The organism is Flavobacterium sp. ov086, from assembly GCF_900187965.1.
Lineage (GTDB): Bacteria > Bacteroidota > Bacteroidia > Flavobacteriales > Flavobacteriaceae > Flavobacterium.
The window spans coordinates 98,178-107,975 of record NZ_FZNL01000024.1; the positions used below are offsets into that span (position 1 = coordinate 98,178).

A 9,798-nucleotide genomic window follows, 5' to 3' on the forward strand; every position below is an offset into this window, starting at 1 on the left:
CGATTATAACGCAATCGATTTATTTTTAATTATTTCAAATGTTCTATATTACTATCTGCTAAATATTTTTTCACGCAGATTTTTGTTGCGCTAAATGTTTCTCTCGCAGATCAAATAGATTTTTTAATCTGAAATCTAAAATCGTTAATCTTCATTCTTAAATCTTTTAGTCTTTCACAATAACTTTAAAAGTTTTAGTTCCAAAATCAGAATTCACCGTTACCAAATACATTCCTGCAGCACTTTGAATAACCTCCTCATGCAAATAAGTTTCTACTTGCGTGAGTTGTTTTTGTTTTATTAGCGAACCGGTTGGAGTATAGATAGAAATCGTAGCATTTGTCTTTTTAGGAAACTGCATTGCGATAGAAAAACGACCTTCTATTGTTGGATTTGGATATAAAATCAACACGCTCGAATCTGTAATTTCTTTTCCATCAGTTGCAACTGCAATCTTGGTTGACGTTTTACATTCCTGACCGTTCAGTAATCTTAATTCATAATTACCTGCCTGATCTATTAGTATTTTGGGATTGTTATCGATAAAATCGCCTTCATAAAACCATTGATATTCATAGTTTCCATTTGGTAAACCTGCACTTGCATCCAGAGTCAAAGCATTTCCTTCTGTCAACAAATAGTTCGGTTTAAGATTAGGAAATGTTCCTTGCTTATCTGCTACAAAAACAGTTTCTGAATATAAATTCCCTTTTCCATCCCTCACAATATAATCATACGTTCCTGATGAAAGCTGCAATCCAGAAGTACTTTTTGCTGCTTGGTTCCATTGTTTTACTACGGTTTCACTTCCTTCTTTTTTAACCGTAACCGTAAATGGCGCCTGACCTCCTTCTATAGTATAATTTAATTCTCCGGATCCAGTTACTCCGCAAGTTGCTTCAGTAATCCAGACTCTGCTGAACATTTCCGGTGCTACTTTTAGTGTAAATTTTGTTTTGCCCGTTTTTTGTTTGTCCCAATTAAAATCTGTCAATACCAGTTTTTCTTTGCTTGAAGTACTTGCTAAACGAACATATTCAGAATCTTTTTCGTCATACGTTCCTTTACCGGAATAATCAACCAATAACCAGTAATACGTATCTTTTGGTAATGTTCCTTTTATAAAATTTGGATTAAAATTCCAATCCAGACTTAAATCAGCAGGGTTTGTAAAATCTAATTGCCATTCTCTTGCAATCCCAATTGGTTCTCCTTGTTCTTGTTTTTTAACCAAAAGATTTTTCCCGTTATCACTCCAAAAAGCAAAATAATTATCCGGAATTTTATCTGAATTACTTTTAAGTTCAATCGTCAAAAGTCCTTCTTCGGCCATATTACTGCTTTTGGGCTGCAATAATCCGCTGGAATCATCACGACCAATTCCTGTAATAGAAGATTCAAAACCTTTATGGTGTTCGATATCCCAAATGGTTTCACCTTTACTATTGAGGTAATTTTTAATATCAAATTGTGAAAGCGAAATACCGTATTTAATAGCTAAATAACTGGCAACTTTTTGGGTTTCAAATCCTGTTAAAACTCTGTTGTAAACCAAAATTTCACTTATATTTCCTTTAAATTCTTCTGGCGGAAGCTTATCAAATTTCGACTTCTGTCCGATAGTCAAAGACGATAACTTCGCAACACTATCTGTTACGTTTTGCTGAAAAAAATGAATGTTGGCTTTGTGCGGTTTGATTTTTTCCTGATACGTTTGATAAGAATATTTCTTTAAATCGACTAATCGTTTATTGGTTGCCACCGAAAGTGTTTTTTTAGGATCGTTTATGGTCCATAAAAATTGTTCTTTCAAACTATCTTTTACTTTGTAAACCATAAACAAAGTCTGTTTTCTTTTACTTTCTGTTCCTAATGGCAAAATCAAAGAATCTTGTGTCGTATCAAAAACAATACTTGGATTGAAATTAAAAACAGCCCCATTTTGTTTTTTACCTGATATTTTGGCTTCTTTTTTTGTCAGGCTTTCCCAATAATAAGCTTCACCACTATTTCTGGATTTTATCCAAAATTGTGGTTCTTCTACTAGTCCGGGTAAAACTTTCTTTTGAGAAAAAACGGAATTACCTGCTAACAAAATTCCCAAAAAAGCTATTATAAAAATCTTTTTACACATATTTTCTATGTTTTTAAAGGATGGGCAACGATTAGAAATTGGCTAAATCATCAAAGTCAAAAGAGTAGCCTATAATCAATGAAATGCTATTGATTTTGTTATTGTTTTCGATATACTTATGTCCATTTTCTTCGGTTGCTAAAGCATCTGTAAGTCCTAAAGTATAACGGGCTCCAATAGAAAGATTGGAACTAAATTCATATCCGGCAGATAACATTCCGTAGAAATAATTTTTCCCCGTCAAAGACTCTTTTAGTACTTTTTGAACATTGGCGTCCGGCTCAAAATAAGCGCCTGAACCACCAAATACTTCCTGAGCATTTGAGGTATATTTTATATTATCACTCGCAATATTGAATCCCACATAAGGACCTGCGCCAATATAAAATCCTTCGACAGGATAATATTTAAATTGTGCCCCAAGATTGATATAACTGTAACCAAAAGTCATTTTATACTTCAATCCTTTTATATCTTCATAATTCAAATCTGTACTTTGTCCGGAATACGAAAGTTCGGTTTGAATACTAACTTTTGCGTAAGGATATTTCCAATTGATCATCAAACCTGCTGTACCGCCAAATTTTCCTTTTTCGTCTAAAGTATAACCTTCATAAATAGGCTGCGAAATTATAACATTTGGCAAATTAGACATTGACGAGTAAATTCCGCCTGCAAAAAGTCCGTAAGTAATCTCTCTGTCACCTTGTGCAAATAGCGATTTTGTACTTACTAATAGTAGAAGTATAATAATTTTTTTCATGTTTTTTATTGAAATTACCATTGATGAAAACTGTAGCCTAACGAGAAACAAATAACACTGCTTTTGTTTTGATTTTCGATAAACTGAAAGGAAGAAGAATTACTTTTGACTACATCTTTTACACCAAGATAATAGCGTAAATCAAAATGAATACTTTGATGTAGTTCATATCCTAATGCAAAACACAAAGAGAAATCATCTGTTCCGTCCAAACCGTCTTTATAGAATTGTCTGGTTGCAACATCATACATTCCGTTGGCTTCATTGGATTTATAAGTAACGTTATTTGCCGATAAACTGATGCCGTAGAATGCGCCAAATCCTAAATTCAAACCTTCATATGGATATACTTTATACAAGGCTCCAATTTGCAAATACGAGTAATGTAAGCCTAACTCAAATTCTTTGCCTGTAGCATCATGATAGTTAACTGTTTCTCCTGATTGTCTGAATAAAATCTCAGGCTGAATAGCAACGCGGGTATCGTGAAGTTTGCAATTCAAAAAAAATCCGCCTTCTAATCCGTAGGCACCTTTACTTTCCATTACACTATTATCAAAAGTATTATCGCGTCCTTTAATACTTTCAGGCAAATTACTGATCTTAGAAAACAGTCCGCCAAGCTTTAAACCATAGGTAATATTAGTCTCATTTTGCCCGTAAAGAGCACTACTAAAAAAGCAACCAAATATTAATAAGTGTAATATTACTTTCATTCACAAAAATTTTTGCGAATATATGTATTAATATTCAATTAACATTGCTTTAAAAATCGACAAAAAGCAAAATAAGCCGACTAATTACATATAATTCAAAAGAAAAAAAGAAAAACAACAGAATTAACAAAATAGTGATTGAGATATCGTCAAGCTGATTTATTTTTTAGAATTGTTTAATGTTTTTCATAGCTTATAAAAAATAGAATATGAGATAACTGCATAAAAAAAACCGTACAGGAGCGAACATATTTAATTTAAATTTTAACAGCCTTTTTTATATCTCCCCTGTCATCATAATATTTCCCTGGACTCCTTTATTCTTTAATATTCTAAAATGAGAGCGAACTGCGTGATAAAATCGATAAGAGGTATACGGAAGGTCGTATTCCTGAGCATAACTTCGTATTATTAGCGTGATATAAGGATAATAAGTATGACCTACTCCCGGAAAAAGATGATCTGCAATATGATGTGTAAAACATCTGTATAAAAAATTGGCCAGTTTACTGTCTATACTAAAATCTTTGGTAACAATCATTTGGTGCATTACCCATGTTGCTGAGAGATTTCCGTCTTCGTCCGTTCCCGGAAAATGAGCATCTTCATCAACGTAAGTCGACACAAGCGCTACAACTCCAAGCATGCTTTCGCATAAATGCATGGCAAACCAACCTCCTAAAATTATATACCAAGGCTGATGAAGCAACATCATTGGTATAAAAAGCAAATAAAAAAGATTAGTCACTTTTAAGGCAAACATTTTATATGTTTGATCTGTTGGAATCTTATCTACTACTTTCTTTATATAGTTGTCTTTCTTCCCAAAAAAATCTTTAAAATCTCTGATATAAATCCAATTTAAACTATAAAACGGATAAATCATCCACATGTAAATATGCAGATATTTATGATAATCAAACAACGGATTATTTGGAAAAATTCTGATAATATCACTCTGTTTTATGTCTATATCCCAGTCGGGAACGTTGGTATAAGCATGATGAAGGTTAATATGTCTGCGCATACAAAGCCAATGATTACCGCCAAAAAACTCGAATATATACATAAACCATTCGTTATGTTTTGATTTTTTGAAAAGTGCGCCATGGGTGGCATCATGAAAAGCATTTATAAAAAGTACGATCATAGTTATGCCGCACAAAATATAAAAGAAAAATAGTAAAGAAGTATTATTTCCAAACAGCAGAATACAGGAATAAAATAAAAAGAAGAGAATTACCAGTCCCAGAGACTTAATAATACTGAATTGGTACAAGGATGAGTTTTGTAAAATAGTTTCGTTTACTTCTGTGCGCATCTTTTAAAAAAATCATCAGTACCGGCTTTGCTATAAACCGGACGTTTTAATTTTTCCATAACAGGTATTGCTAGAAATTCCTACAACAAATTCAATAAAAAAAGTTAAACAACACCAAAACAAAGCATTACCAAATAAAAAACCATTTATCTTTCGACAAATGGTTTTGAATTTTAATTCTGATTTTAATTTAATGAATGACTTTTTTTGTTTTGATACTATTATCATCTAAAATCACCTTAACTATTAAAATCTGATTACTTGCTCCTAAATTATCTATAACTAATTTAGAATCTCCAACTGTATTCTTTTTATAGATTAAATTTCCTGATGTGTCATATACAAACACCTTATTGATATTTTGATCAGAAGAACTTACATTAATCACTTTGTTTAAAGTTGTAACCAAAATTGCGTTTTTTGCAGAATTTTCTATCTCTGGTGTTGCTGCTATACTTTTAGAAAATGCTGATGCTGCCAAAACATTTAACCCGATTTCATTAGATACAACACAAATACCATCGGTAACGTATAGGGTACCACTATAAACTCCAGGCGAAAGATTAGCCGGAACATAAATTGTGTTTATTTCCGGAAGTGCTGCGTTAGGATCAAAAAAGAAAGAAGTATCGGGCTGATCAGCCAATAGAGCCTGATTTGCTGTTGGATTCCAATCAATATAATAACTCGTAGGACTAAGAGTACCTGGTTCTAAATAATAAGATATTCTTGTATTCTGATCGTTAGTACTTTGGAAAACCTGAGAAGCATATTCTTCTGTTGTAATATCAAAACTTTCATTTACAACTACTCTAAAAGTGTACGACGCACTAACATCACCATTTGCATTTTTGACCTTTAATTTTCCAATATAAGTATCCGCCGGAATTCCTGCCGGGATATTAATTGTAATAGGACTTGATGGTAAAACTGCATCTGTAACATCTTCCAGATAACCTGTTTCTGTATAAATATTCCAAGCTATGCTGTATGTAACCGGATCTCCTGTTGTTCCCTGGTAAGATAATGATGTCGTTGTTGCACTGCCATTATAACAAACATTTTCTGCATAATCAGCCAGCTCTATCGTTGGAGGTTCGGGTTCGTTTATTAATATTAATACTGATTGACTTGAAGTGCATGTACCCGTAAGATTAGAAAGGTACAGAGTGCCATTATAAATTCCTGCTGGAACATTTGCAGGTATTACAATTGTATCTAATGAGCCTCCTTCTGTTTGAAAATAAGATGCAGATTCAACCTGATCTGTCAATAAAGCCGCATTTGCCGCTGAATCCCAATCAATACTATAAAGAAAAAGACTACCTGAAGTGCCGGAATAAAATAATGAAGCAAACTGTGAATTGGTATTTGCAGTAATAGGAGTAATTGTTCCCGTTGTACTAATGTAAGGAGTTTTACGTACAGTAACTTCAAAAGTTTTTCCTATACTATTACCCCCCGCATTTTTTACAGTCAATGTTCCTGTATAAGTTCCCTCTGCAGTTTCTTCAGGAACATTAATAGTGATCGGACTAGCCGGCAATGCAGCATCAGTAACAGCTGCAAAGCTATTTACTGGAGAGGAATTCCAGACAATACTGTATGAAAACGGATTTCCAGTTGTTCCTTTGTACGATAATGATGTAGTTGTTGCACTACCATCCGAACAAACATCACTAGCAAATTCTGCAAGCTGTATTGATGGTATTGTTGTTACTATTACTGTTGTTGGCTCAGAATTTACACCCATACAGGTACCACTCTTTACAACGGCTCTAAATTGCGTAGTTTCATTTAATACTCCAGAAGTATAGGTTGCATTAGTATTGACTATATCAACCCAAGTCGTAAAAGGGCTAACAGATGACTGCCATTTAACAACTGATCCTGTATGTCCGGATAAAGTCAATAAGCCACTTGTGTTTCCTGCATTAATAGTCGTTCCGCCACTTACAACTCCACCAACCGTTGCCGGAGAAATAATTACTGTAGCTGTATTATTAGAAGTAATATTAGATGAACAGGACTGAGAAGTAATATTAGTAATTTGTATAATACTATTACCTACAGCAGTAAATCCTGTTGCTGTAAATGTACCGGTTCCTGTTGTAGTAACATTCATATTTGCTGTTAGTCCTGTAGCATTAGGATTACTTCTGTTATAAGTAACCGTATAACCACCTGCCGGTAATGCTGCAGCACTTGACGCTACTGTCACAAAAGACTCATTAGAACCACCTGATATACAAACATTTGACGCTGTTGCACCAGTAATATTATAAGTAGGACAAGTATACGAAATAATGACCCGTCCTGCTCCACCTGCTCCACCAACCTGAGCAGTACCCAGCGCCGAATTTATGGCACCACTACCACCTCCGCCAGGTGCTGATCCGGCATTTCCAGGTGCATTACCCAAAATAAGACTTCCAACAGCTGCACCACCTGCACCACCTAAATTTGCACCGGCACCACCAGCACCTGAAGTAAGCAACAACGATAAAAGTGACCACGTATTACCCTGAACACCATTAAAGCCAGCTAACTTAACTGTTCCGGCAGAGCTGGAAACTGAACCTCCATTACCACCAAGTGGGGTACCTCCATCATTATTTGCTCCTCCGCCAGAACCTCCGGCAGCTAAAAATGAAGATTCAAATCCTGTAATAGTCGAAAAACCTCCATGAGTTCCATTGCTTCCTGAAGTTCCGGGTGTTTGACCTGCAACTTCGACATTTATAACCTGCCCTGAAGCAACGGACAATGTCGCACTAACATAAGCACCTCCACCTCCACCAGCAGCACCTCTTCCTAAAAGAATTCCTGAGCCACTGGCTCCTCCGCCAGATCCACCACCACCCCAAGCCTGGGCATTAATACTAGCTACACCAGCGGGAATAGCAAGTATTCCATTCGTGGTAAATGTTTTCGTGGTCTGTGACCATGAAAACGTAATAATAAAAACGAGTAATAAAGATAATTTTAGTCTCATAATAATAACTTTTAATGATTAAATAATTAATTAATTCTTAGTAGTAATTATAAGGCGTGTAGTAAAAAAAAGTAATCCTTAATTAAGGGCAATCAACAAGATTTTTTTTCAAAGCAGAAATAATAACAAATAAAAAAAACATAAAATACTGAAAAACAATAAATTACATTTATGCGTTTATGAAATTAACAAAAAAAATCTGAAAAATAACAAACCGATTCCGCATATTATCACGCACTTAATCTGAAAAAAGATAATTCTTCTCAAACATTTAACAAACTAAATACCAATAACTTACAATTAACAATTACCTCTTGACTAATATCAGTTTTATCTTATAGTATTTATTTTTAAGAAAGAAAAAAGTACATTTATTTTTACTTTACCTAAAAAACTCCCTTACAAAAGTTACAAATCGTGTTTCGTTCCAAAGAAACTTCTTATTATCTATAAATAAACATGTTGAAAATCATTCTACTACATTCTAATTAGTTCTTAAAAGAAGCTATTTTGTAAAATAAAGATGCTTTTTCTTTATTTTAGTAACAAACACAAACAAGCTGGCCTTCTGGCAAAAATTGAAGTTTTTGAGCAAATAATACTCTGATCCCAGAAAACATTGACACCTTATGGGGTAAACTTAAATTACAAATACTCTAAAAAAAGCTTATCAAATACACATCAACTTGATTTCTCAAGAAAGTCAAAAAAGCTAATTTTCTCTGATAATAATTGAGATCATGTTCGTAAAAAACTCAACCTATTCTATTTACAAAAAGAAAGAGAAAAAAAATAAAAGAAACGTAAAGTTTTACTTTTTTGTAATTTGCCTTTTGTAAAAAACTAAAAACTAAGTCATCCTATCCAAAAAACCAAACCATGCTAAAGCTCTCTAGACAATCAGTATATCTGGCACTACTGCTTTTTTCTTTTATTGCTTATAGCAAGCCTATTATTTATGTAAATCAGATTGGTTTTGATACCAAGGGTTCAAAAATTTCATCAATTGTCCATTACTATAACAAGCAAAGAGCTAATACTCCCGAAGAACTTAATACCGATAAAAATATGCTGCTGTATGGCAGTACAAAAAAAGTAGATGTTCATGGCGGATGGTGCGATGCTTTTGGCGACGTAAGTAAATATTTTTCGCATTTGGCTTATGCCAATTTTGTATCGCCTCAGCAAATACCTTTGGTTACATGGTCACTTGTTAATACATCAGAGACAATTTCGAAAGAATTAAAAGAATGAAAAATAAAAGATTCTCTAAACAATGAGGCGCTCTGGGGAGCTGATTACTTAATGCGATGTCTCTCTGGCGAAGATTATTTTTATATGATTGTTTTTAGCTATTTTGGTAAAGATCCATCTGCCAGAAGAATTGTTGGTCTTAAAGCAAATAGCGTAACTACAAACGAATACCAAAGTGCTTTTAGAGAAGGTGGCGGAATGGCAATTGCTGCTCTTGCCCGAATTTCGCAATGGGATAAGAATGGAGAATTTACATCCAAACAATATCTAGATGGTGCAAAAAGAGCCTACATGCATCTCCTTCAAAATAATATGGACGGTTACCCGATGTGGCAATGGTTTTCTGACTTTATGGGAGGAATACGGTTTGTAGATTATATTCCAACATTTGGGATCAAGACATATTGTTGTGGGGAAATATTAAAACCTAGATATTTGTATTTTAAAATTCCCCCTAATGCAAGATTCTTTTATTGACCTTCTTAAGTTATTATTGCCTGAGATAATAGTAGATTACTTTGAACTTACTTCTTATAAAAAGGAAGACGAAACTCTGCATCTGTATTTAAAAGAAATTAATTCTATACCTAAAGAGCATAGAGAATCAAAATTAAG

The 9,798-nt window shown here is 33.8% G+C and carries 7 protein-coding genes; 2 read left to right on the forward strand and 5 right to left on the reverse strand.

Translation table 11 applies throughout. The features are described from left to right. Nucleotides 1–166: 166 nt before the first annotated feature. The 5 genes from CHB81_RS21885 to CHB81_RS21910 all read right to left on the reverse strand — a co-directional run bounded on the left by CHB81_RS21885 (nt 167) and on the right by CHB81_RS21910 (nt 7,929). A complete protein-coding gene (locus CHB81_RS21885) occupies nt 167–2,134 on the reverse strand; it encodes a T9SS type A sorting domain-containing protein (protein WP_089353963.1) in 1,968 nt (655 codons plus the stop codon). 31 nt (nt 2,135–2,165) lie between these two features. After that, on the reverse strand, nt 2,166–2,897 hold the full coding sequence (locus tag CHB81_RS21890; RefSeq protein WP_089353976.1) for an outer membrane beta-barrel protein: 732 nt from the start codon (nt 2,895–2,897) through the stop codon (nt 2,166–2,168). A 14-nt stretch (nt 2,898–2,911) separates the two neighbouring features. Continuing rightward, nucleotides 2,912–3,613, reverse strand: coding sequence for an outer membrane beta-barrel protein (locus CHB81_RS21895; RefSeq protein WP_089353964.1), 702 nt, complete (start codon nt 3,611–3,613; stop codon nt 2,912–2,914). 277 nt (nt 3,614–3,890) lie between these two features. Then, complete coding sequence (locus tag CHB81_RS21900; RefSeq protein WP_254921234.1) at nt 3,891–4,763, reverse strand: fatty acid desaturase; 873 nt, start codon at nt 4,761–4,763, stop codon at nt 3,891–3,893. A 361-nt stretch (nt 4,764–5,124) separates the two neighbouring features. After that, on the reverse strand, nt 5,125–7,929 hold the full coding sequence (locus CHB81_RS21910) for a T9SS sorting signal type C domain-containing protein (protein WP_089353966.1): 2,805 nt from the start codon (nt 7,927–7,929) through the stop codon (nt 5,125–5,127). Nucleotides 7,930–8,808: 879 nt separating this feature from the next. Between CHB81_RS21910 and CHB81_RS26965 the strand changes: the two genes are divergently transcribed. Both CHB81_RS26965 and CHB81_RS26970 read left to right on the forward strand, forming a co-directional pair. Continuing rightward, a complete protein-coding gene (locus CHB81_RS26965; protein WP_176427570.1) occupies nt 8,809–9,183 on the forward strand; it encodes a glycoside hydrolase family 9 protein in 375 nt (124 codons plus the stop codon). A gap of 84 nt (nt 9,184–9,267) precedes the next feature. Then, a complete protein-coding gene (locus tag CHB81_RS26970) occupies nt 9,268–9,660 on the forward strand; it encodes a hypothetical protein (RefSeq protein WP_176427567.1) in 393 nt (130 codons plus the stop codon). Nucleotides 9,661–9,798: the final 138 nt, after the last annotated feature.